The organism is Xanthomonas sp. WHRI 10204 (assembly GCF_040202875.1).
In the GTDB taxonomy this organism is placed as follows: Bacteria; Pseudomonadota; Gammaproteobacteria; order Xanthomonadales; family Xanthomonadaceae; genus Xanthomonas.
In genome coordinates this window covers 1,055,009-1,077,686 of the sequence record NZ_JBEGDW010000001.1, presented here as the reverse complement: position 1 = coordinate 1,077,686, position 22,678 = coordinate 1,055,009, and the positions used below count along the sequence as shown (strand labels likewise).

18 protein-coding genes, 2 other RNA genes and 1 pseudogene are annotated in these 22,678 nt (G+C 64.7%); 6 read left to right on the top strand and 15 right to left on the bottom strand.

From position 1 onward, the window contains the following. Window position 1: 1 nt before the first annotated feature. Window positions 2-994, top strand: coding sequence for an MBL fold metallo-hydrolase (locus tag ABQZ00_RS04610; RefSeq protein ID WP_323537462.1), 993 nt, complete (start codon window positions 2-4; stop codon window positions 992-994). Between the two features lie 131 nt (window positions 995-1,125). After that, window positions 1,126-1,497, top strand: coding sequence for a hypothetical protein (locus ABQZ00_RS04605; protein WP_323537463.1), 372 nt, complete (start codon window positions 1,126-1,128; stop codon window positions 1,495-1,497). 90 nt (window positions 1,498-1,587) lie between these two features. Here ABQZ00_RS04605 and ABQZ00_RS04600 read toward each other — a convergent pair whose 3' ends face one another. The 4 genes and pseudogenes from ABQZ00_RS04600 to ABQZ00_RS04585 all read right to left on the bottom strand — a co-directional run bounded on the left by ABQZ00_RS04600 (window position 1,588) and on the right by ABQZ00_RS04585 (window position 8,547). Beyond that, window positions 1,588-3,105 carry a tryptophan halogenase family protein gene (locus tag ABQZ00_RS04600; protein ID WP_323537464.1) on the bottom strand — a complete coding sequence of 506 codons (1,518 nt, stop codon included), beginning with the start codon at window positions 3,103-3,105 and terminating at the stop codon, window positions 1,588-1,590. Between the two features lie 41 nt (window positions 3,106-3,146). Next, complete coding sequence (locus ABQZ00_RS04595) at window positions 3,147-4,175, bottom strand: cupin-like domain-containing protein (protein WP_323537465.1); 1,029 nt, start codon at window positions 4,173-4,175, stop codon at window positions 3,147-3,149. 4 nt (window positions 4,176-4,179) lie between these two features. Then, window positions 4,180-4,941, bottom strand: a complete 762-nt coding sequence (locus ABQZ00_RS04590; RefSeq protein ID WP_323537466.1) for a SapC family protein — start codon at window positions 4,939-4,941, stop codon at window positions 4,180-4,182. A gap of 450 nt (window positions 4,942-5,391) precedes the next feature. Next, window positions 5,392-8,547, bottom strand: a pseudogene (locus ABQZ00_RS04585) (TonB-dependent receptor). A 174-nt stretch (window positions 8,548-8,721) separates the two neighbouring features. Here ABQZ00_RS04585 and ABQZ00_RS04580 point away from each other — a divergent pair. After that, window positions 8,722-8,798: non-coding RNA, sX9 sRNA (locus tag ABQZ00_RS04580), on the top strand. Window positions 8,799-9,416: 618 nt separating this feature from the next. Here ABQZ00_RS04580 and ABQZ00_RS04575 read toward each other — a convergent pair. Together ABQZ00_RS04575 and soxR are read right to left on the bottom strand one after the other, a co-directional pair. Then, window positions 9,417-11,423 carry a M1 family metallopeptidase gene (locus tag ABQZ00_RS04575; protein WP_323537467.1) on the bottom strand — a complete coding sequence of 669 codons (2,007 nt, stop codon included), beginning with the start codon at window positions 11,421-11,423 and terminating at the stop codon, window positions 9,417-9,419. 589 nt (window positions 11,424-12,012) lie between these two features. Continuing rightward, the gene (gene soxR, locus ABQZ00_RS04570) at window positions 12,013-12,459 is read right to left on the bottom strand and encodes a redox-sensitive transcriptional activator SoxR (protein WP_055850382.1); all 447 of its coding nucleotides are present in this window, start codon (window positions 12,457-12,459) and stop codon (window positions 12,013-12,015) included. A 97-nt stretch (window positions 12,460-12,556) separates the two neighbouring features. On the opposite strand from soxR, the gene ABQZ00_RS04565 reads away from it, so the two are divergent. After that, window positions 12,557-13,927 (top strand): MFS transporter, encoded by a 1,371-nt coding sequence (locus ABQZ00_RS04565; protein ID WP_323537468.1) that lies wholly within the window; start codon window positions 12,557-12,559, stop codon window positions 13,925-13,927. Window positions 13,928-14,392: 465 nt separating this feature from the next. Here ABQZ00_RS04565 and ABQZ00_RS04560 read toward each other — a convergent pair whose 3' ends face one another. The 9 genes from ABQZ00_RS04560 to pdxH form a co-directional block, all read right to left on the bottom strand. After that, complete coding sequence (locus tag ABQZ00_RS04560) at window positions 14,393-15,559, bottom strand: glutathionylspermidine synthase family protein (RefSeq protein ID WP_323537469.1); 1,167 nt, start codon at window positions 15,557-15,559, stop codon at window positions 14,393-14,395. A gap of 1 nt (window position 15,560) precedes the next feature. Beyond that, window positions 15,561-16,133: a DUF1190 domain-containing protein gene (locus tag ABQZ00_RS04555; protein ID WP_115513532.1), complete on the bottom strand. Its 573-nt coding sequence runs from the start codon at window positions 16,131-16,133 to the stop codon at window positions 15,561-15,563. Window positions 16,134-16,146: 13 nt separating this feature from the next. Beyond that, complete coding sequence (locus ABQZ00_RS04550) at window positions 16,147-16,551, bottom strand: DUF350 domain-containing protein (RefSeq protein WP_115513533.1); 405 nt, start codon at window positions 16,549-16,551, stop codon at window positions 16,147-16,149. Window positions 16,552-16,585: 34 nt separating this feature from the next. Beyond that, entirely contained in the window at window positions 16,586-17,263 is a 678-nt protein-coding gene (locus ABQZ00_RS04545) for a YjfK family protein (protein ID WP_323519797.1), read from the bottom strand. After that, window positions 17,260-18,339 carry a potassium channel family protein gene (locus tag ABQZ00_RS04540; RefSeq protein ID WP_323537470.1) on the bottom strand — a complete coding sequence of 360 codons (1,080 nt, stop codon included), beginning with the start codon at window positions 18,337-18,339 and terminating at the stop codon, window positions 17,260-17,262. Before ABQZ00_RS04540 ends, ABQZ00_RS04545 begins: the two co-directional genes overlap by 4 nt. 31 nt (window positions 18,340-18,370) lie before the next feature. Beyond that, window positions 18,371-18,446: non-coding RNA, sX9 sRNA (locus tag ABQZ00_RS04535), on the bottom strand. 66 nt (window positions 18,447-18,512) lie between these two features. Next, window positions 18,513-19,286 carry a PspA/IM30 family protein gene (locus ABQZ00_RS04530; RefSeq protein WP_323537471.1) on the bottom strand — a complete coding sequence of 258 codons (774 nt, stop codon included), beginning with the start codon at window positions 19,284-19,286 and terminating at the stop codon, window positions 18,513-18,515. 12 nt (window positions 19,287-19,298) lie between these two features. Then, entirely contained in the window at window positions 19,299-19,715 is a 417-nt protein-coding gene (locus ABQZ00_RS04525) for a YjfI family protein (RefSeq protein ID WP_323537472.1), read from the bottom strand. Between the two features lie 335 nt (window positions 19,716-20,050). Beyond that, the gene (gene pdxH / locus ABQZ00_RS04520) at window positions 20,051-20,650 is read right to left on the bottom strand and encodes a pyridoxamine 5'-phosphate oxidase (RefSeq protein ID WP_323537473.1); all 600 of its coding nucleotides are present in this window, start codon (window positions 20,648-20,650) and stop codon (window positions 20,051-20,053) included. Between the two features lie 229 nt (window positions 20,651-20,879). On the opposite strand from pdxH, the gene ABQZ00_RS04515 reads away from it, so the two are divergent. Both ABQZ00_RS04515 and aroB read left to right on the top strand, forming a co-directional pair. Continuing rightward, complete coding sequence (locus ABQZ00_RS04515) at window positions 20,880-21,422, top strand: shikimate kinase (RefSeq protein ID WP_055850381.1); 543 nt, start codon at window positions 20,880-20,882, stop codon at window positions 21,420-21,422. Next, a complete protein-coding gene (aroB, locus tag ABQZ00_RS04510) occupies window positions 21,419-22,531 on the top strand; it encodes a 3-dehydroquinate synthase (protein ID WP_323537474.1) in 1,113 nt (370 codons plus the stop codon). Before ABQZ00_RS04515 ends, aroB begins: the two co-directional genes overlap by 4 nt. Window positions 22,532-22,678 lie beyond the last annotated feature (147 nt).

Genomic DNA, 22,678 nt, shown 5'->3' with positions numbered 1-22,678 from the left:
GATGACCAGTTTCACCACTCTCCGCAGCCGCCGCGGTGTGCTCAAGACCGCACTCAGTGCCGGCGCATTGCTGGCGGCAAGCCAACTCGCCGCCGCTCCCCGCAAGAAGGCTGCAACAAACGGCAGCGCGCCTGCGCCGTTCCCGGCCAAGGGCAGCGTGCTGGTGCTGCTCGGCACCAAGGGCGGGCCAACGCCCTCGCCGCTGCGCGCGGCGGCAGCCAATGCGCTGGTGATCGACGGGCAGCCGTACCTGATCGATTGCGGCAACGGTGTGGCCCAACAGCTGGCCAAGGCCGGCATCCGGCTCCCCGCACTGCGCGATATCTTCCTGACCCACCACCACTCCGATCACAACGCCGATCTGCTCACTGTGGTGTGGCTGGCCTGGGCCAGTGGCTTGCAGACGCCGGTGCATCTGTACGGGCCACCGGGCATCGGCAAGATGGTGGATGCGTTCGTCGAGATGCATGCCATCGACATCGAAGCGCGCATCCGCGAGGAAGGCCGCCCGCCGTTCAAGCCGCTCATCCATGTGCATGAGTTCGACCAGGCCGGCACCGTGTTGCAGAACGATCAGGTCACGGTGACCGCCACGCTGGTGGACCACTACACGCTCAAACCGGCGTTCGCGTACCGCTTCCAGGCCCGCGACCGCTCGGTGGTGTTCTCCGGTGATACGCGCTACCTGCCGGCGCTGGCTGCATTTGCCAAGGACACCGACATCCTGGTGCATGAGGTGATGTATCTGCCCGCGCTGGAAAAGATGCTCAAGACCAACGACAACGCCCCCACCTTGCTGGACCACCTGCTCAAGAGCCATTCCACCAGCGAAGAGGTGGGGCGGATCGCCGCCGCGGCCAATACCAAGATGCTGGTGCTCAATCACTTCGTGCCTGGCGGCGATCCCAGCATCACCGATGCGATGTGGAGTGAAGGCGCGCGCAAGCACTACGCCGGGCCGATCGTGGTCGGCGCCGATCTGATGCGGCTGTAGCCGGCGGAACTACAATATGCGTCAAGACAATGTTGCGCAGACTTTAGAATAAATCCAAAATTTGAAAGATCGAACAAGTCAAATTTCATCATTTTAGCTGCCCGTTGCAGGGCATTTCGCAGGCCAAAATAATGTCGCAAGATATGGAACCACCCGTTGATCCAATGCAGGAAAATCGCCGTCTGCGCGCGTCGATGGAGCGCATGCGCTCTAACCAGCGGCTTGCGCGCAGCGGTGTACTGATCGCGATGTTCGCCGGCATGGCGTTTTTCCAAGTCCGAGATCTATTCAAGGACAACGCGTTACTGATGGTTGGCGTACTACTGTCGGCGGTGAGCGGCATCATTATCGTATTGACGGCGCTGCCATTTCTGCGCAGCCCCTGCCCAAAATGCAAGCGTTCCTATCATGGTCCGGCAGCATTGCTACGCTCTGCGGAGCAGCCAGCACCTTGCAGGCATTGTGGCTTCCAGATCAATCAACACGTTTCCCGTTACTCCTGAAACGCAGCGCACCTAATCGCCTTCATGTCGTGATCTTTGGTTGGAGCACGCAGGCATCTTAAGGTGTGGGAAACAAGCAACTAAACATACCTACATAGCCACCCGCCTGCGCCCACCCCATAGCTGCTCGTCAGCCTTGCAATAGCGCTCGATGAAGTCCTGCTGCGACGGCATCTGCTCCACCACGCGCTGGATCGGCTGCGCAATGCCATCCAGCAGGCGGCGCAGATCGGTGTCGGACAACGCCGCCGCCAGCGGATGATGCTGCTGCGGCACGATGCCCTGCCCCAGCAGTACGTGCGTCCAGGAATCCACGCGGAACAGTTCGTCGGTGCCTTGCCAGGCATGCGCGCGCTCGCGCCAGGCACGCAGACGCAGGCGCAGCGAGTCGGGCAGTTCCATGTCGCGACACTGCTGCCACAGCGGCTCGTCGCGCTGCGTGGCGTGATAGTGCAAGGTGACGAAATCGCGCACGTGTTCCATCTCGGTGCGGCTGATGTCGTTGAACACATCGACCTGCGACGGCGCGATGCCATCGGCCGGGAACAGCGTAATCAACCGCACCACCGCGGCAATGGTGAGATGGATGCTGGTGGATTCCAGCGGCTCGATAAAACCGCTGGCCAGACCGAGCGAGACCACATTCTTGTTCCAGGCCTTGAGCCGTCGCCCGGTGCGGAACGGCACCAACCACGGCTCCTTGACCGGGGTTGCGGCCGTGTCGCGCAGCAGCTTGGCGTGCGCCTCGTCATCGGACATGTGCTGGCTGGAAAACACCAGCCCGTTGCCAACGCGATGCTGCAACGGAATATGCCAGCGCCAGCCCGCCTCATGCGCAATGGCGCGCGTATACGGCACCGGTGGGCCGACTGCTTCGGTCTGCACCGCCACCGCGCGGTCGCACGGCAGCCAGTGGCTCCAGTCTTCGTAGCCGGTGTGCAGTGTCTGCTCGATCAACAGACCACGGAAGCCAGTGCAATCGATGAACAGGTCGCCTTCGATCACCTGCCCGTCCTCCAGCACCAGCGCGGCCACATCACCGCTGTCTGGCTGCAACGTCACCTGCTGGATCTTGCCCTCGACACGCGTGACCCCGTGCGCTTCGCTACGCGTGCGCAGAAACCGCGCGTACAACGCCGCGTCCAGGTGGTAGGCATAGTTGACGGCCGGTTCGCGTGGCAACGCGAAGCGGTCCACCCGCGAGGCCACGGTTTCCAGGCAGTAATCGCCGAACGCGCCGGGCATGCCGCGGCGCTGACTTTCCAGCCATAGATGATGAAACGCGCACACCAGCGTGCTCTGGCCGGTAATGCCGAAGGGGTGGATATAGCGCTCGCCCTGCCGGCGCCAATGCTCGAACGAGATCGACAGCTTGAACGTGCCGGCGACCGCGCGCAGAAACTCCTGTTCGTCGATCTGTAAAAACCGATGAAAGGTGCGGATGGGCGGCACCGTGGACTCGCCCACCCCCACGGTAGCGATCTGATCGGACTCGACCAGGGTGATGTCCAACAAGTCGCGAAATTGATGCGACAACGCGCAGGCGGCGATCCAGCCGGCGGTGCCTCCCCCGGCGATGACAACCTTGCGAATCCTGGCCTGGTTCACGGCGTTTTCCTGTCAGTGGGAGCACAACACGATGGAGGTGATCAGCGATTGAGCTTGCCGATCAGCATGGCGCGCAGCTGGCGCGCCAGTGTGGGGTCGATCGGGCCCAGCACCTGGCGCGCGTGCTCGGGCAGATGTTCGCCGGCACGCTCGGCAGGGCCGAACACGTAGTAGTCGAATAACGCACGCCAGGCGGCCTTTTCCGACGCCGGTCGGTCGCGGATGGCCCACAGCGCGTGATACAGGGCCTGCATCGGTGCAGGCAGCTGCGCCGGAGCGGTGCTCCACCAATAATTGACCAGCACATTGAACGGCTGCAGCGATTGCACGTGGTGCCACCACATGCTGGGGATGAAAATCGCATCGCCCGGTTCCAGCACCGCCGTACGCGCCTGCGACAACGCATCGGCCATGCGCGGATAGCGCGCAAGATCCGGATTGATCACATCCACCATGCTCACCACCTGGCCGCCCGGCGTGGGTTCCAGCGGGCCCGGATACAAATTGGCCACCTGCTCGGGCGCAAACAGCGTGAAGCGCCGCTGGCCTACCGCGCACACCGCCAAGTTATTGGGCGCATCGAAATGGCAGGAGGCGATGACCCGGTTGCCAATCCAGATGCTGGGCGGCACGGCATTGCCATCTGCGCTGACATCCAGCGCATTTCCTGCCGCAAAACCCGGCAGATGCGCATCGATCGGCAACGAGGCCAGGTAATACGTAGGCGGCTGCGGATCGTCCAGATGCGCGTCGATCGCGTCCAGCAGCGCGCTCAAGCTGCCGCGCTGCACCTCAAAGTTGAGATCGCTGCAATCGTCGCGATAAAACGGCCGGCCGCCGATGTCCGGAGCGCCATACGAATACTGCAGTGCGCGGCCGGTATCCATGCCGCGCAACTGCGCCATGGCCTGCGATATACCACGCTGCGCGGCCTGCACCAGCGCCCAGTCGCGCGCCACCCCGCGCAGCACCAGCGGTTGCGCGGCCGCGCACAACTGCGCCAGCAATGCCGCATCCGGCCGACAGTCGCTGCGCTCGGGCAACGGGGCGATCGATGACAATGCGCTCATGCGATCAAGCGTGTGCGGCGGCTGCAGCAGCGGCCTGCACGTGCTGTAGCCGCCGCTGTTTCTCGCCCATCAGCCGGCGCAGGTTGTGGTGCGAGGCCAGCATCAAAAAGGCGCCTTCCAGATACCCGGCGTGATGCAGCTGCTGCAAGCCTGCGCCATCCAGCGCGGCCAATCGCTCGCGGTCGATGCTGTGCAGCCCTTCCAGGTGCACGCCGTGGCTGTCGTCGAGCACTACATCCAGCTTGACCGGTTGAATCAGGCCCAGCGCATCGAACGCGGCGCACATGGCCTGCCCCGCATCCATGCCGTCACGGATGCCGCGCAACACGCTGATGATGTGTTCCAGATATGCGCTATGCCCGCCCTGTGGCAGAAACACCGGTTCGCCGTCGGCGCGACTGATGCGCGGGTGCTCCAGGTCGACATGAATCACCGGCTCCTGCACCAGTGCGCCATCGATACGCTGCTCCTGAAACCCGATCAGAAACGGCCCCTTGGCGACGATGCCCGGCAGGTAACCCGCATTCCAGCGGCCGTCTTGCAGAAACAGGTTTTCGTCGGGCGCAAAGCCCAGCAGGGCTACCGACTGATAGGCGCCGGTGGCCGCATCCTTGCGAAAGAACAGCGGGTATTCGCGTTGCAGCTCGGCGTACTCGGTGACGAACGCCGGCACAAAGCCCACCGCATCGCCGAATTCGGCACCAAAGCGCAGAATCACGCGCAGATCGTGGTGCGCCACATTGTTGAGCACTGCATATCGCGTCATCTAAAGCTCCAGCAGTGGCCTGCGATGGGCACTGCACCGGTCGGGGATCGATCACGCGACGACATGCCGCGCCTGCTGCCCGCGAGCATTGCCAAAAAGTGCGAAGCCGGCAAGCGGCAGAGCAGCATGTGCCGGCGGACTGCAGATGATGGGCTGTCGATTGGCGGACACGTCATCCGTGGGCCGGTTTCACTTCGATGACGCAGCGCAACTGTGCCGCCTGTTGCGCTCGTCTCCGATATCGCTGCCGGATGACGCATGCAGCCTGTGTGGCTGGTGTGGCTGGTGTGGCTGGTGCGGCAGCTTCGCCCACACAGATCTCGACTGGCACCATCGCATGCGCGTATCGCGCAGAGACAGCCTGCGCGGCAGCCGGCGTGCACCAAGGCACACACCGGCTGCGCAGACAGGCCGCACTGGCGTCAGAGCATCACCCCCCCTGCGATGTACTCAGAACGCGTAGCGCACACCCAACGTATAGCGCGGCTGCTGGTCGATCAGGCGGACGATCTGCTTCTCCGACCGTCCGTGCCAACGCACGTCTTCGCCAGTGAGGTTGATCGCCTCAAAACCCACCGACAGCTGCTTGTTGAACGCGTAGCTGAGGCTGAGATCGATCTGCTGATAAGCCTCCACGTAGTACGGGTTGCGATTGGAGGCGTCCTGATTGGCCGCGATCAGGTACTCGTCGCGCCAGTTCCAGGCCAGACGCGCGCTCCAGCCTTACTTCTCGAACATCAGCATCACATTGGCGGTATCGCTCAAGCCAAGCAACGCGAATTGATCGCGATCGATGACGTTGTTGTCGAACGCTACATCGCCCTCGACGATGGTGTAGTTGGCGTAGATACCGAAGCCGGTGCTGCCGAAGAAATACTGACCGCCCAGCTCCCAGCCGTGGATATTGGCCTTGTTCTGGTTGACCGGTCGCGACACATCGAACTGATACAGCGGGTCGGATGCATTGCCCACGATGTCGTACGCATTTTCCAACGCCAGGCTTTGCGCCGAGCCGCCGTTATACGCACCCAGGCCACCGGTGGCAGCGGCGTTACGCAGCAAGGCCATTGCCGCAAACAGCGAGGTATCGTTGGCCGAGCAGGCCGCCGCCACGTCGTTGCCGGCGGCGCCCACCTGCGCGGTGCAAGCGCCGCTTTGCAGGAACGCCAATGCCGCCTGCGCGTCCGGCCCCGAGGTCGGGTCGGTCAAGCCGTACAGGGTTTCGCGCGAGACTGTGGTGCCGATGAAGTTGCTGACGCGCTTGTTCCAGAACGTGGCCGACACATAGCTGGCATCGGCGAAATACCATTCCAGCGCCAGGTCGAGGTTGTCCGATTCCAGCGGGTCCAGGGTCGGCGTCTGCGAATCGCCGCTGGCGCGATTGGACGGGTTGATCAGGACCGAGCCGGACGGCGTGTTCGGCGTGGGTCCGGCGATGAGGTTGTTGTACGGCGCCCGCGCGATGGTCTGGCCGAACGAGGCACGGCCTTTCAGCTGATCGGTAATATCGATGCTGAAATCCAGATTCGGCAGGATGTAGTTGTAGCTGGTCTTTTCGCTGAAGGGTTGCTGCTCGGCGGAGCGCAGCAACTGGAAGTCGTTGTTGGCCTGCCATTGCAGCGCGACGGGCGTGGCCACCTGCGAGGTGGATTCCACATCGGTGCGCTCGTAACGCAGGCCCAGGCGCGTGTTGGTGGTCATGCCGGCGATGTCGCCGGTCAATTCCAGTTGCACATACGCCGCGCGGGTCTTTTCTTCGACCTGATTGTCCGCGCTGTACAGCGGGTTGTAGCGCGTCGCAGCGCCGTACTGGCTTCCACCCCATAGCGCCAGCTGGCTGGCATCGCCGCGCCATGCATTACGCGCGGCGCCATTGGCGTTGAAGTCATCGAACATGCCGACGATGCTCACCGGCCGCAGCAGGTCGGTCATGCCTGGCTCCCTGCCGGCGTTGGCCACGCCCCAGTCGCCCAGCGTGGAGTAATTGTCGCTGGTCAGGCGGTGCATGGTGGTGTTGGACGAGCTGACGCCGAACTGGAAACGCCCGTCGTCGAAATCGAACTTGCCATCCAGGCGGCCTTCCTTGGTCTCGGTCACCTGCTTTTGATAGTAGATGCGCTGCACCTGCGAACCCAGATTGTTCTTGGTGAAGTCCGGGTTGACCACGCCATTGGTACCGGCCAGCGAATCGGCGACGGTGGGATACCACGTGCGTGCGCCGATCGGCAGCGAGTTGTTGAACCACAACTCCTGCCCCCATTGGCCGCCGCAGGACGGACCACCGGTGCAGTTGTTGGTGCCGGCAAAGCTGAAATAAGTCGCGCTGCCGCCGGTAACCGGATCGTTGGGCAGGCTCTGGGTCTTGGAGTTGTGCGCATCGAAGGTCAGCTGAAAGCGGTCGCTCACCTGCCAGTCCGCATTGAAACCGAGCGAACCGAGCGTGTACTTCTGCTCGTTGCGCTGCTGCTCCATGCCGAAGTCCTTGGCGCCGTTGGGCACATCGCGCAGATACACCGGCGTGGCCACGGTCTGACCGGTGTCGAAAGTCAGATCGGTGAAGCTGTTGGCGCGTTGCAGCCAGATGCCCTGCTCGCCGCGTTCTTCGCGGATTTCATTGGACGAATAGGTGTAATCCAGGGTCAGCGTGAGGCTGTCGGTCGGTGCGAACTGCATCACCGCCTGGCCGTTCATGCGCTCGCGCTGGAAATCGGCAAACGCGTAACGGATATCGTTGGGCAAGCCATACAGCTGGCCGATGGCCGGGGCGTTGGTCACCACGGTGTCCGGACGCAGTGCCGGGTCGGTGCCGGTCCAGCGCTGGATGTTCCAGCGATTTTCGGTGGCCTGCACCGAACCGCCATGACGCTTCTGATAGCTGGCGCTCAGGCCGATACCGAAGGTCTTGTCCGGGTTGGTGTAGCTGAAGATGCCCGACACTTCCGGGGTGAGCGAATCGCCGAACGGCTGCGAGCGGTCGGACACCATCTTGGCGCCGGCATTGGCCACCACGCCCTCGTGATTGAACGGCTTGTCGGTCTGGATGTTGATCGTGGCGCCGATACCGCCGCTGGGTGCAGTGGCGCGGCTGGTCTTGAACACTTCGATGCCGGTAATGGCTTCGGAGGCGAGCTGGGCGAAATTGAACGCGCGCGTGCCCACATCCACGCCACCGATCGGCGTCTGCCCGGGCGCACCGAAGGCGTCGGCACCGGGAATCAGGCGGCCATTGAGGGTGACCGTATTGAATTGCGGGCCGAAGCCGCGAGCGGTGACCTGCGCGCCTTCGCCATCGCGGCGTTCGATCGAGATGCCGGTGATGCGTTGCAGCGATTCGGCCAGGTTGGTGTCCGGAAACTTGCCGATATCTTCGGCGCTGATCGCATCCACCACACCGGCGGCATCGCGCTTGATGCCCATCGATTGGTCCAGGCTGCTGCGGATACCGGTGACGTTGACGGTATCGAGCGTGGTGGCGGAGTCGCTGCTGGACTGCGGCGCGGGTGTCGGCGGCGCGACGTCCTGCGCAAACGCGGGATTGATGACCAACAGGCCGCCAACGAAGGTGAACATGGCCTTCGACTTGAAGCTGTTCAACGTACGACGCATCGATGTGTCCTCGGGAGTGGAGTCCAACCGCCTACGGCCGATGTCGCGGCATGCGACACGGCGAAGTCATGACCACCGCCCGGTGGGCGATGGAACAGCACTGCTATGAATACGAGCAGCTGACAAACCTGCTGTGCAGCCGCCAGGCGGACCGGGCCGGTGCTCGGAATCGGCATGTACCGCTCGTACATTCCGGTTCTAAGCGCGCCGTCCGCACTTGCCTGACCACTGCTCGCTACGTTTTGTTGGTTGCTCTAACGGTCCCCTAGCGCGCATGCCGCCGATCGCCCCTACGATCGTCGACTGCGTTGTGCATTGCATGCCTGCAGCAGACATCGCCAACAGAGGTGATGTCGGCGATAGCTGCGCAACGCGTGCCCTGCACGGTGTGTCTGCCAGTGATAGCGCTAACACGCTGCGCAGCCTAGTCAGGCGATAAAGCGCTTGTCACCGTGCGTTGCAGCATAGTGATGAGCACGCACTGTTACAGCCGATACAGCACTCGCTTGAGCCCGCATGCGGTAATCAATGGCAGCGCGGCTGTAAGCGTTATCATCCGATTGCGCGAAAACCGGCGGCAGCCACGGTGAAATTCGCACAATGAAACCGGCGCAGCGGGGTCGCGCAAGGCGATTGCGCAAACGTCGCATCGACAACAACGTGGTTGACTCAGACGCGCGACGCACACGATGGCCATGCACTGATGCCGGCTGGCGTCGTGGCGTTGGAAACCAGTGCAGCGCTGACGGGTGTACAAGGAAAAAACGGCGCAATCTTCGCAATCGATTGCGCCGTGGAGCGCAGTTGCAGCGCGCGGCGATTGCGCGCATTGGCCAGCGGGGTCGTCAGCCCGCTCACGTTGGCGACGGTCAGCCGATCACGTCCACGCGATCGTCGCTGCGGTCGGCATCCGGCAGCGCATGATCCGGGTCCAGGGTCACATGCAGCACTTTCTGCGTGGTGGGCAGGGTCAACGTCGGGGCGGTGTTCTGCAGCCAGGTCTCCACCGGCACGCGACGATCCAGGTGGCTGCCGTCGGCCAGATCCACCCGCACGGTGACCGGCATCACCAGTTTCTGCCGGCTACGCAAGGTGAGCTGCAGCCCCTTGGCCGGGTCGTGATCGACGTACTGCGCGCGGGCGATGCCCATGTCCAGCTGCCAGTTATTGAGATACCAGCCGCGCCACCACCAGCTCAGGTCTTCACCGCTTTCGCTTTCCATCAACCGGAAAAAATCCGAAGGCGTGGGATGTTTGTAAGCCCAGGTAGCGATGTATTTGCGAAACGCCGGATCGAAGCGCTCCGGCCCCAGAATCTGCTCGCGCAGCAACACCAACCCCAACGCGCCTTTGAAATAGGTCAGCGGATGACGGTAGGTTTCGCTGGTGGCATCGGCGATATCCATCAAGGTGGGCGCCGTGCGATCTGCCAGCAACGGCAGGATTTCATCGACCGGGTTTCCGCCCTTGGGCGCATATTCCGAGTCGCGCTTGGGCGCGTATTCGCCCTTGTTGAAGGCATCCGATGCGTACACATCGATGAAGGTGTTGAAGCCTTCGTCCATGAAGGCATAGCGGCGTTCGTTGGAGCCGACGATCATCGGGAACCAGGTGTGGCCGATCTCGTGTGCGGTGATCCAGAACAGGTCCTTGCCGCCGTCTTCGAAGCCGTCGAAGACGATGCCGGGGTATTCCATGCCCGCGCCGTAGCCGCCCAGGTTGATCGCAGCGGGCCACGGGTACGCATACCACTGCGAAAAATGTTCGATCGCACCTTTGACGTATTCGGTGGAGCGGTTCCATTTATCCGCGCCCACACCTTCCACCGGGTACACCGACATCGCCAGCGACTGCTTGCCGCCCGGCAGATTGATGCGTGCGGCATCCCATACAAACGCAGGCGATGCGGCAAACGCGACATCGCGCGTGTGCTCCATATGGAAGCGCCAGGTGCGCGTGCCGCTGGCTGCCGGTGCCGCTGCGCGTGCGGCGACCTCTGCGGGCGTGCGGATCAGCACCGTGCGGTCGCTGTCGCGCGCCTGTTGCAGGCGTTGCTGCTCGGCGCGGCTGAGCACCTCGGCCGGGTTGGTCAACGCACCGGAACCGGCCACCAGAAATCCATCCGGCACGGTCACCGCGTAATCGAAGTCGCCGTACTCCAGATAAAACTCCGAGCCCAGATACGGTTGCGTGTCCCAGCCACGCAGATCGTCGTAGACGGCCATGCGCGGGTACCACTGCGCAATCTCGTAGATCTCGCCCTGCTTGCTTGCGCTGTAGGCGGTGCGCCCGCCCCAGGTGCCGGGAATGCGGTAGCGGTAATGGATCTGCAGCGTCAGCGCCTTGCCCTGCCCGGCCAGCGGTTCTGGCAGATCCACGCGCATGCGGGTGTCGTCCACCACGAAATGCGCGGGCTGGCGGCGGCCATCGCGCTCGATCTCCACGCTGGCGATCTGCATGCCGTCGGTGAACTCGGTGCGCCGCGATGGACGGCTGGCCGCCGCACGCGCGTCGGCGCGGTACATGTTCTGGTCCAGCTGCAGCCACAGCACGTCCAACGCGTCCGGGCTGTGGTTGGTGTAATGGATGGCGGCGGTGCCGGTGAGCGTGTGACTGGCCGGATCGATGCGCGCGTCGAGCTGGTAGTCGGCACGGTTCTGCCAGAACAACGGCCCGGGCACGCCACTGCCGCTGCGATACGCATTGGGCGCATCGGGTAATTGCAACGGGGCGAACAAGGCCAGTGGATCGAAAGGGCTGGCCGGTGCGGGTGCTGCGGTTGCGGAACTGGCTGCTGCGGGAGCGGCAAGTGCGGGCATGGCAACGCATGCCAGTGACAATGCAACGGTAAGCGATCGGCGCACGGTGGGGGTCATGCGAAATCCTGCGGCGTGGGGGACTTCCATCCTACGGCGTGCCTCGCCGCGCGCGGGAATGCCATTGGTCCCGGATGGCGCTGCACGATTCCGCGGCAGCAGCACTCCGCTCGACGATCTGCGCGACGGCCATGCCGGTGATGCTGAGAGCGGTTACCAAAACTAACCCACGCCTGCGTACCGCAGAGCGGCTGATCTGCGGCTTGGTTGCAGGGCCCTTACCTACCATCGCGGGACACGCTGCAAGTACGTCCTTGTCAGCGCTTACGCGGCATCCATGCCGCGTAAGGTCCCGCGACGGTAGGCAGGCAAGGACCAGTCGGGATGGTCGGTATGCATGGCTTTGAGTAAAGCAGCCAGCAAACTCTCTGGTGCGGTGTCCTCGCCGATTGCAGGACCGTGTGGCGGCATGGATGCCGCCATCGAGCCCGCATGGACAGGTTCACGGCGTGTGCCGCGAGCGGCGAAGGCACAGCGCACGCGATCCACTCAGCGTTTGACCTGGACTTCTGACCGCATCCACCAAGACACGGCCGACAAAACCAGACTCACCGCCAGGCGCCCGCTCGCTACGTTTTGTTAGCCACTCTTATTCCGGAATCAAGCTGCCCAGTCGCAACGCACCATCGCCGTCCGCGCCGAGTGCGTCGTCCGGGTTGCTCAAGCGGCAGCGGCGCAACGACAGGCAGCCGCAGCCGATGCAATCGGTGAGCTGGTCGCGCAGGGCCTGCAGTTCGCTGATGCGCGCATCCAGCTGCCCGCGCCAGCGCGCGGACATGCGCGCCCATTCCGCGCGCGTGGGCGTGCGCTGATCTGGCAATACCGAGAACGCATCCAGCACCTGCTGCAATGGCACTCCAAGCCGTTGCGCGACACGAATTACCGCGATGCGCCGCAACACATCGCGCGCATAACGCCGCTGATTTCCTGCAGTACGCAGGCTGCGGATCAAGCCTTTGCGCTCATAAAAATGCAATGCCGATACCGCCACGCCACTGCGCTTGGCCACTTCGCCCACCGACAACTCACGCTGCATTGCCTTGACCTCAACCTTGGTTGAGGCAGGATGCTGCGCGGCCATGACCGACGCAAGCGCCACGGTCACGCCCCTGCTCACTCGCTCTGGATGTTCGATGCCCACCGATACCGCCCTGCCCGCCACACCGCCCCACGCCACGCACCCCAGCTCGATCCTGGCAGCGCCATATCGCGCCGCCACGCTCGGCATGGTCGCGCTGGTATCGCTCAATGCCTTCGAATCGCTGGCGGTGGCCGCCGCAATGCCCACCGTGGCGCGCGAGTTGAACGGCTTACCGCTGTACGCACTGGCCTTCGGCGGCACCTTGGCCACCAGCGTGGTGGGCATGACCGCCGCCGGGCGCTGGAGCGACCGTCACGGCCCCGGCGGCGCGCTGGGCGTCGGGCTGCTGTGTTTTTTGATCGGGCTATTGATCGCCGGACTGGCGCCCAGCATGCCGTCGCTGATCGCCGGGCGCCTGTTGCAGGGGCTGGGCGCCGGCGCGTATTCAGTGGCGTTGTACGTAATTGTCGGGCGGCTGTATCCGGAAGCGTTGCGGCCACGCGTGTTTGCCGCGTTCTCCGCCGGCTGGGTAGTGCCGTCGTTGATCGGGCCGAGCATCAGCGGGCTGATCGTGCAGCACGTGGGCTGGCGTTGGGTGTTTCTATCGGTGCCGCTGCTGGCGATTCCGGCCGGGTTGATGCTGTGGCCGGCACTGCGCGGGCGGAGCTGGACCAATGCGGATCCCGCCGCGCCGACTGCGTCGCTGGGCTGGGCCATCGGCGCGGCATTGGGCGTACTGGGCGTGTATCTGGGCGGTCAGTTGCACGGCATGACTGCGCTGGGCGCGATGCTGCCGCCGCTGTTGCTCACGGTGTATTGCGCGTGGCAACTATTGCCGGCAGGCACACTGCGGCTGGCGCGCGGGTTGCCCAGCGTGATCGCGCTGCGTGGCATCGCCGCGGCGGCGTTCTTCGGGTTCGAGGCGTTCTTGCCGTTGCTGCTGTCGCGCGAACGTGGGCTCACGCCGCTGCTGGCGGGCGTGGCACTGAGCGTGGGTGCGCTCGGCTGGTTCAGCGGCTCGTGGTACCAGGGCCACAGCCGCGCTGGCTGGTCGCGGCCGCGCCTGCTCAAGACCGGCGCGCTGCTGATGACGCTGGGCATCGTGATCGGCGCAGGCGCGGTGTGGCCGGCGATTCCAGTGCCGCTGGCCGTCGCCGGCTGGGCGCTGACCGGCCTGGGCATGGGCCTGGTGTATCCCAGCCTGTCGGTGCTGACGCTGGCCTTGTCGCCACCGGCGCAGCAAGGCGCCAACAGCTCTGCGATGCAGCTGAGCGAAGCGATTGCCGTTGCCGGCATGCTGGCGCTGGCCGGCGCGCTCTTCGCCGCGCTGTTGGCGTCGGCACCATGGGCGGCCTACCTGAGCGTCTTCGCGCTGGCCTGGTTGCTAGCGATGGCGGGCTTTTTTGTGGCGCGGCGGGTGTGACGAGCGCTGCGTGGCTGTCGCGGTGAGTTGTAGTGCGGATAGGCCGATGCTGCATATCGCATCGGATCGACGCGGATACGTCGTGCAGGCCTTCTGCAAACGAGCATGCCTGGTTGGCCGACTGCATCCGCAGTGACATCGCGACGCAGAGCGCTTCCAGAAGTTTGCCGATTCTGTCCAGATCGCTACAAAAGCTGCGCCTGCTTGCCCACCGCGAGCGATTGGTCATTTTTTCGCCACCCATCTTGACAGCGTTGCGGGCCGGGGCCTGCACGCAGTTGTCCACAGCCTTGTGCAAGTTCCATCCACAGGGGGTGTGGAAAACCTGCGCTGCGTCGCACAGCCCGCAGGGCTTGCGCGCAACTGCGGCGTATGCAAAGCAAACGCCGCAGTTGCCTGGACACGCGTGATGCGCATCGTCGCTACGACCACATCGCCTATCTGCAACGCGCCGACGCGTTGAGATCAATCCACGATCACGTGCGGCACGAAGCGCGAGGTGTCGCGGGTGATCGGGCCATCGTCATCGCGCATGCCCAACCCGGCAGGGCGATCGGCCACCACCCAACTGCCCACCAGCGCATGACGGCCATCGAAGACCGGCAGCGGGTGGTGCGCCTGCAGGATCGCCGGGCCGTCCACATACGGGCCATCGGTGTGTGCGGCCTCGCCTTGCGCGGTGACCAACGCGATGTTGGCGCCTTCGCGCGAGAGCAGCGGTTTGCGTACCCAACCGGCAGCGGGTGCTTCGCCGGCCTGCGCAAAGCGCGCTGCCAGCAGATTGGGATGCCCTTCATGGCGTTCCCACAGCAGCGGCAGGATGCCCTTGTTGCTCAATACCGATTTCCATGCCGGTTCGATCAGGCGCACGCGGTTGGCGATCAACGCCGGGCCGAAGCGCTCTTCCATCATGAATTCCAGCGGATACAGCTTGAACAAGGTCTGGATCACGCGGTCCTGGTCATCGGTGAACCAGCCGTCGGCGCTCAGGCCGATGTCTTCGATGGCGACTTCTTCGGTCGCAATGCCGACCTGATGCGCGCAATCGCGCAGATAACGCACAGTGGCGCGGTCTTCCAGCGAGTCGCGCACCGCTGAAAAATGCATCTGCGCACCCAACGCGCCATCCACCGCCAGCGCGCCCAGCGTTTCGCACAACAGATCCTGGATCAGGTTGTACTGATCGGTGCCGGCGGGCAGCGCGCCGGCGGCGATCTGCTGCTCCAGCCACAACCACTGGAAATACGCAGCCTCATACAGCGAGGTGGGCGTGTCGTAATTGAGCTCGTACAACTTGGCCGGGCCGTTGCCGGAGTACGCCAGGTCCATGCGGCCATACAGATGCGGGTCGCGGTTCTTCCAGGAGTTGGCGATCCAGTCCCAGTAAAACGGCGGGATGGCCAGCTTGGTCAGCAGCGCCTCGGAGCCGGCCACTTCGTCCACCAGCTGCATCGCCATGTCGTGCAGGTCTTGGGTGGGCGCCTCGATGTCGTCTTCGATCTGCCGCAACGAAAAGGCGTAGTACGCGCGTTCGTCCCAATACGGCTCGCCGTCGATGGTGTGAAAATGAAAACCGAGCGACTCGGCCTGCGCGCGCCAATCCGGGCGTTCGGCAATTGCGATGCGTTGCATGTCAGCCGCCGAACCCGGAACTGCGCCCGCCGCTGCCGAACGAGCTGCGTGCCGCCGCACTGGAGCCGAAGCCCGAGCGCGACACGGTGATCGCGCGCGTCGGCATATCGATCGCACCGCTACGTCCGCGCACGCTGCCGATGCGATTGCTGGCCAGATCGCCATTGGGCTTGTAATAGCCGCCGCTGCGGTAATCGCGATACAGCGGAATCGAGCCGCCGTAGCGATAGCCGCCACCGCCGGTCATGTTGCCCAGCGCGTAACCCAGCAAAAAACCGCCCATTGGCGGAATCCAGCTCTGCTGGCCCTGATTCTGCACCGCGGTGCAGCTACCGAACTGTTCGTCGCACTCGTAGCGGGTGTTGAAACGCGGCGCGGCCTGCTGGTGCTTGGCCACCGCCTCGTCGTAGGCCTTGAGGCATTGCTGGATGTCGTTCTGTTCCTGCTTGACCTGGTAGCAGTCGGAGGCCGACTGCAGCACCACGCCGGTTTCCGGCTCCGAGCCGCAGCCGGTGACCAGCGCGGCCGGCAATGCCGCCATCAGGGTGAGCTTGAGATTGCGTGATCGCTTCATGGCGCAGGCTCCGTTACGGCGTGATCGCCGCGGCGTTGATCAGGCCAACGGCGATCGACACGCCAGCAGAAAAAATACCGGCGGCGGCGACGTTGTCGGTGATCTGCCGCGAGATGCGTCCGGCCACCAGGTTGGCCAGCAGATACGCCACCACCTGGATACCGCAGGCGACCACGCCCCAGATCAAGGCATCGATCAGACTCACCGAATGGGTGATGGCCGAATGCAACGGCAGCGCCACCCCGATCAGGTTGCCGGCCAGCGCGGTGGCGGCGGCCACATTGCCTTGCCGCAGCAAGGTGAAATCCTTGTGCGGGGTGACCAGGGTCACCAGCACCACCGCGACGATCAACACGCCCAGGCCGGTACCGAAGTAGGAAAGAAACGCGAGAAAACTCTGCAGATTGATCGGATTCATGACAGGACCGGTTGAGTGAAGGGCGAGCGCGCGCTCAGGTGATGTCCAGATCGGCGACGGTGACGTCGATACCGACTGCGTAGGTCACGCAAAATTCGTTGGGTCCGGAATCCTCGCCAGTCACCAGCAAAAATTCTTCGCGCTGCAGCTCGGGCACATCGCGGCTGTAGAGCATGGCGTAATGGGTCAGGTCGCCATCGCGGCGCGGCGGCTGATAGCGGTACAGCACCTCGTCGTAGGCGATCGGCGGAATGCGTGCACCGTCGTCGGTGGATTGGGTGGCGCGCTCCCAGCGTTTGCCGGCGTACTCGATCTGCGCCGCGCCCAGGTGCGGGTGCTGCATCACGAACTCCTGAAACGCCTGCTTGCTCGGCGGGTTCACCGTCTCGCAATACACGAACGCCTTCATCGCTTCCAGATCGCCGCCCACGGTGGTGACCTGCAAAAACGCATCGTCGTCCAGATAGAACCGGTGCAGCGAATAACCATCGCCCAGATTGACGTGGCCATAGCACGGGATGCCTTGATTGCCGCCCGGCAACTCGGCGGTCATGGCATCCGGCGCCATGCGGTACAGCGTGGTATCGATGGCCACCTGCCCTCCCACGCGCAGACCCAGCGGCAGTGCGTGCCCGATGGCGCCGGTGCCGGAGCTGGGCAACGGTGGCGGTTGCGGTTGGCCGAACAACTTGCTGAAAAAACTCATCGTCAGACACCTTGTGGCGATGCAGGAATGGGGTCGGCGGCGCGCAGTGCCTGCCACGCAATCGCCTGCGCTGGCACCCGCTGTTCGGCCAGGTAATACAGCATGGCACCGCCGGCGACAGCGGTGCGTGCTGGCGGGTTCAAGCGCAATGCGCCATCGGGCGCGCGCAGCCCCAGCAGCAAGGCGCCGCGCTGGCTGAAATCGGCGGCGAGCCGGCTGTAATCCAGCGCATCCAAATTCGCAGGCACGGCAAGACTGAACTGGGTGGGGCCATCGTCCACCGACAACAACTCGGCGGTGATGGCGGCACTGCCCGGGTCCTGCGCGGCGCGGGCCAGGATTTCGGCAGTCATCGGGCGCGTGCACTCGATGGCCGGGTAATGGTGGTTGACCAGACGCGCGGCGCTGGCCGAGTCGAAATGCGCCACCACATGCGCGCGCGGCGCATGCGCCATCAACGCGAACACTGCCGCCAGAGTCTGGTCGTCGGACGGCGGGTTGACGATCACCCGCGCCGCGCCCGCGATGCCGGCGCGCAGGTACACCTCGGTATGCGTGTACGACTCGGCGGCGACAAAGCGCATATGGTCGGGCATCGGGTTTTCAGCGACGCCTTCGGCGATCAGCACCACGCCTTCGTCGTCGGTGGCGGTGTCCGACAGCAGCAGCTCCAGCAAGCGTGCCGAAGCCGCGCCCTGCCAGCCGATCAGAATGGTGTGCCCGCTCAAATCGGCGTAGGCCATCTTGCCCATGGAATGACGCCTCCAAAACGTGATGAGGACGCCGCTGGTCTTGGCCAGCACCGTGGCGAACAACGCCACCGCGCCCGGCATCAACACGAACGCGGCGATATAGCGCCCGGCCACCGAACCCGGCGACAGGTCGCCATAGCCGATGGTGGTGGCGGTGGTCATGTAGTAATACGGAAACGCATCCAGGCCGACCAGCTTGTGCTCGCCAGCCAGCCACAGCAACGCCCAGCTCAGGCCCATGTGGGCCAGCAACGCCAGCGCCACCATGCCCCAACTGACGCGGCGCACATGGCGCCGCAAGACCCGGAACAGCTTTCCAACGATGATCATGGCGCGTCCTGTGCCGTGGCGCTGTAAGAGCGGCTGACAAAACGTAGCGAGCAGTCGCCAGGTGGGTGTGGACGGCGCGGAGGAACCGGAGTGTACGCGTGGTACATCAGGATTCCGAGCACCGGCCGCGCCCGCCCGGCGGTGAGCACAGTCGTTTTATCAGCTGTTCTAAGTCAGCTGTCGCTGCGGGGAACCTGCTGCACGTCGCGCACCTGGCCGATCAACGGCGCGGCCCCACTGGCGGTGTCGTGGCCGAGCTGGGCGGCCGGCTTCTTGAAGCGTGCCAGCACCGCGGCCGCATTGGATTCGCCTTCCATCAGGCCGGCTGCGGCCAGACGCCGATTCAGATCGCCATCGCCAGTGGACGATTCGAGCTCTTCGGCCGATTCGATGCGTGCGGAGGTTTCGGCCTGGCGCGCCTTGATGCGTTCAAGCGATTCCAGTGCCGAGCCCATCTTGCTGCTGGCACCAGAATGCCGCGCAGCGATGGCGGCCTGCGCCTTCTGCACTGCATCGGTGGCCTTGACGGTGTCGATCTGCTGGCGCATGCCGCGCAGCTGGTTTTCGGTCTTCTGGATGGTGGCCTTGAGCGTCACCACCGATTGGTCCAGCGACGTCTTGGACGCCTTGTCGCCGGCGTCTTCGCTTTCCAGCGCGGCCAGTTTGACCGCCACGTCATGCGCCAGCGCTTCGTCGTTCTTGGCCAGCGCGCCTTCGATGTAACGCGTGTACTCGGCCATCTTGCCGCCACGCGCGTCGATCTTCTGCTGCGCCAGCTTGCTCTGCGCCATCAGTTTGGTCAGCTCTTCGCGCGAGCGCGTGAGCTGGGCGCCGGCATCGCGCATTTCCTGGTCCAGGATGCGCAACGCATTGGCGTCGACCGCTTTCTGGCCGGTTTCATGTGCGGTGCCACGCAGCAGCGTGATCAGTTTGGAAAAAATACTCATGACAACACGCCTTTAGGAAAAGAACGGCTTGAGAGATTCGGCGGCATCCAGCGTATTGGCCGCCAGGGTCTGGATTTCCTCGTCGATCTGGTCGAGCGTGGACGACGCCGACAGCTCGCCGAAGACCACATAGGCATCCTGGCCATCGACCTGGACCAGGCCCAGGTTGGACAAGGGATTGAGCGGATTGAGCCGCAGGCAGGCGTCGTTGAAGGCTGCGCGGTCGCTGACCTGGTCGGCGTTGGCCAACAGTGTGGAAACGAACACCTGCGAGCCGGAGGCGGCAACCTGGATCTGCATATCGCCGTGGTCGGCCAGGATGAGGTTGATGGCCGGTTCCAGCCCGTCGATCAACTCGACCTCGATCGGCTGGTCGCGGTAGCGCTCGGCCAGCAGGCCGTGCAATTCGACAGTGGTGTACTGCGTCATACGATGTCCTGTCCTTTGGAAACGATGGTCAAGCGATGGGCGGACATACTACAGACTGTTCGCGACCGGCAGAACGTGCCGTTTGGCACCGGTTATGCCGCATCCAGTGCCGCGGCTTGGGCGGATGCGCAGCACGACCGGGTCCTGGTCTGCCCAGGGCAGCGAGGCGTCCGGACAGGGCGGCAGAGGCCGGGCGCCGGGCGTCGCGCGCCTGCATGCCAAGGCCGCTGTGCGTGGCACCGACCGGATGCACCCTCTCTTTGGCAGGCGTCGCAGCGCCAATGCCGCACCGTGCGCCAGCGGTTCGCCCGCGAGCGCGCCGCAGATGGCCGGACTTACGGGTACAGCATCCGCTTGGTCCACCGGCTGGCCGCATCGGCTTCATAGCGCCAGCGCTCATGCAGGCGGAACTTGGCGCCGTACCAGAACTCGAACGCCTGCGGCACCACCCGGAAGCCGCCCCAGCCGTCCGGACGTGGCACCTCACGGCCTTCGAAGGTGGCTTCGACCTTGGCGATCGCCGCATCGAACTCCTCGCGCGAGCCCAGCGTTTGCGATTGCAACGAGGCCCACGCGCCGATCTGGCTCATGCGCGGGCGCGAGGCGAAATACGCGTCCGATTCGTCCGTGCTCACCAGCTGCACGCCGCCTTCGATACGCACCTGGATGCCGGCCTCGCGCAAGCTGCGCCACAAGAACAGCAGCGCCGCCTGCGGATGGGTCTGCAAATCGCGGCCTTTTGCGCTGTCCAGATGCGTGTAGAACACGAATCCGCGCGTGTCGAAGGCCTTGAGCAGCACGGTGCGCGCGCTCGGCCGCCCATCCACGTTGGCGGTGGCCACGGTCATTGCGCTGGCTTCCAGTTCGGCGCTGTTTTGCGCCTCGGCATACAGCGCGGTAAAGGTGGCAAGCGCTTCTGCGTACAGATCGGGCATGACGGTAGGTGGCAGCAGGAGAAGCGCCTATTGTGGGCGCATCGCCCGCGCTTGTCGCATGGCCCGGCTGTCGCCGCCTGCGCAGTTGGCATTGCCATCGGCGCGCGGTTGCTGCGGCAAGCACCGGCCGTGCGCAGGACGCACTGGTATCGGCGTGTGCGGGCCGCACGGGTATCGGCGCACGTCGGGCGGCCCGGTCCGCGCGTGCAGAATGCTACGATCCGTGCGCATGAACCCCGCACCCAATCTCGTGATGATCGGCCCGATGGGCGCCGGAAAAAGCTGCATCGGCCGCCGCCTGGCCGAGCGCTTCGGGCTGGAGTTTGTGGATGTGGATCAGGCCATTGTCGAACACGTGGGCAGCAGCATCCCCGCCATCTTCGAACAGCATGGCGAAGCGCGCTTTCGGCAGCATGAAACCGAGACCTTGCAGGCGCTGTTGCAACAGGACAACAAACTCATTTCCACCGGTGGTGGCGCGGTGCTGGATCCGCTCAACCGCGCGCGGATTCGTGAGCGCGGGTTTGTGGTCTATCTGCACGTGAGCGTGCCGGCGCAACTCACCCGGCTGGCGCGCGACCGCAATCGCCCGCTGCTGCAGCGCGCCGACCGCGAGCAGGTGCTGCACGCGATGGCCGCACATCGCACCCCGCTGTATCAGGAGGTCGCCGACCTCACCCTGGAAACCGATCACTTCTCCCCCGCCGAGGCCACCGCGCAGCTGGTGCTGCGCCTGGCTGCGCAATGGCGCATGTCGAGTACCCCCGCATGACACTTCCCCGTTCCTCGCGCAGCGTCGATGTCGACGGTGCGCAGCCATACACCATCACCATTGCTCCCGGCCTGCTGGCCGACGGCGCGCGCCTGGCCAGCCATGTGCGCGGCCGCCACGTGCTGTTGCTCAGCGACACGCAGGTTGCGCCGCACTACGCGGCCGGCGTGCGCAGCGCGCTGCTGCAGGCGCGCCCGGACCTGCAACTGGGCGAGCTGGTGATCGCCGCCGGCGAAGCCTCCAAGACGCTTGACAACTTCGGCGCCGCCATCACCGCGCTGGCCGAACTGGGCGCCACTCGCGATGCCTGCGTGTTCGCGCTCGGCGGCGGCGTGGTCGGCGACCTGGCCGGCTTCGCCGCCGCCTGCTGGATGCGCGGCGTGGACTGCGTGCAGCTGCCAACCAGCCTGCTGGCGATGGTGGATTCGTCGGTCGGCGGCAAGACCGCGGTGGATATCCCGCAGGGCAAGAACCTGGTCGGCGCCTTCCATCCGCCGCGCGCGGTGATCGCCGATACCGACACCCTGCACACCCTGCCCGCCCGCGAACTGCGCGCCGGTCTGGCCGAAGTGATCAAGTACGGCGCCATCCGCGACCCGCTGTTCTTCCAGTGGCTGCACGCCGAACGCCGCGCCTTGCTCGACAGCGATGCGGCGGCGCTGGCACAGGCCATCGCCCGCAGCTGCGAACACAAGGCCGAGATCGTGGCGCGCGACCCGCTGGAAAAGGGCGAGCGGGCCCTGCTCAACCTCGGCCACACCTTTGGCCACGCCATCGAGACAGAGCAAGGCTACGGCGCGCCCGGCAACGACAACCTCAACCATGGCGAAGCGGTGGCGGTGGGCATGGTGCTGGCCGCGCGCCTGTCGGCCGCGCTGGACATGAGCGACGCACAGGACACCGAGGCGCTGCGCACCCTGCTGCAAGAGTTCGACCTGCCCACCGAGATCCCGCCCGGCCTGTCGCCCGAGGCCCTGCTGGGACGCATGCGCCTGGACAAAAAGAATGTCGCCGGCCGGCTGCGCCTGGTGCTGTGGCGCGGCATCGGCAAGGCCGAAGTGGTGCCCGATGTGGACGAGGCGGCGGTGCTGCAGATTCTGGCGGATTGAGGTTGTCTTGCCGGTTGAGGTTGCGTTGGCCGATTGAGGTTGCGTTGGCTGGTTGAGGTTGCTTTCGCTGGTTGAGGTTGCGTTGGCTGGTTGGGGTGGCCTTGGCCGGTTGAGGTTGCGTTGACTGGTTGAGGGTGCGTTGGCTGG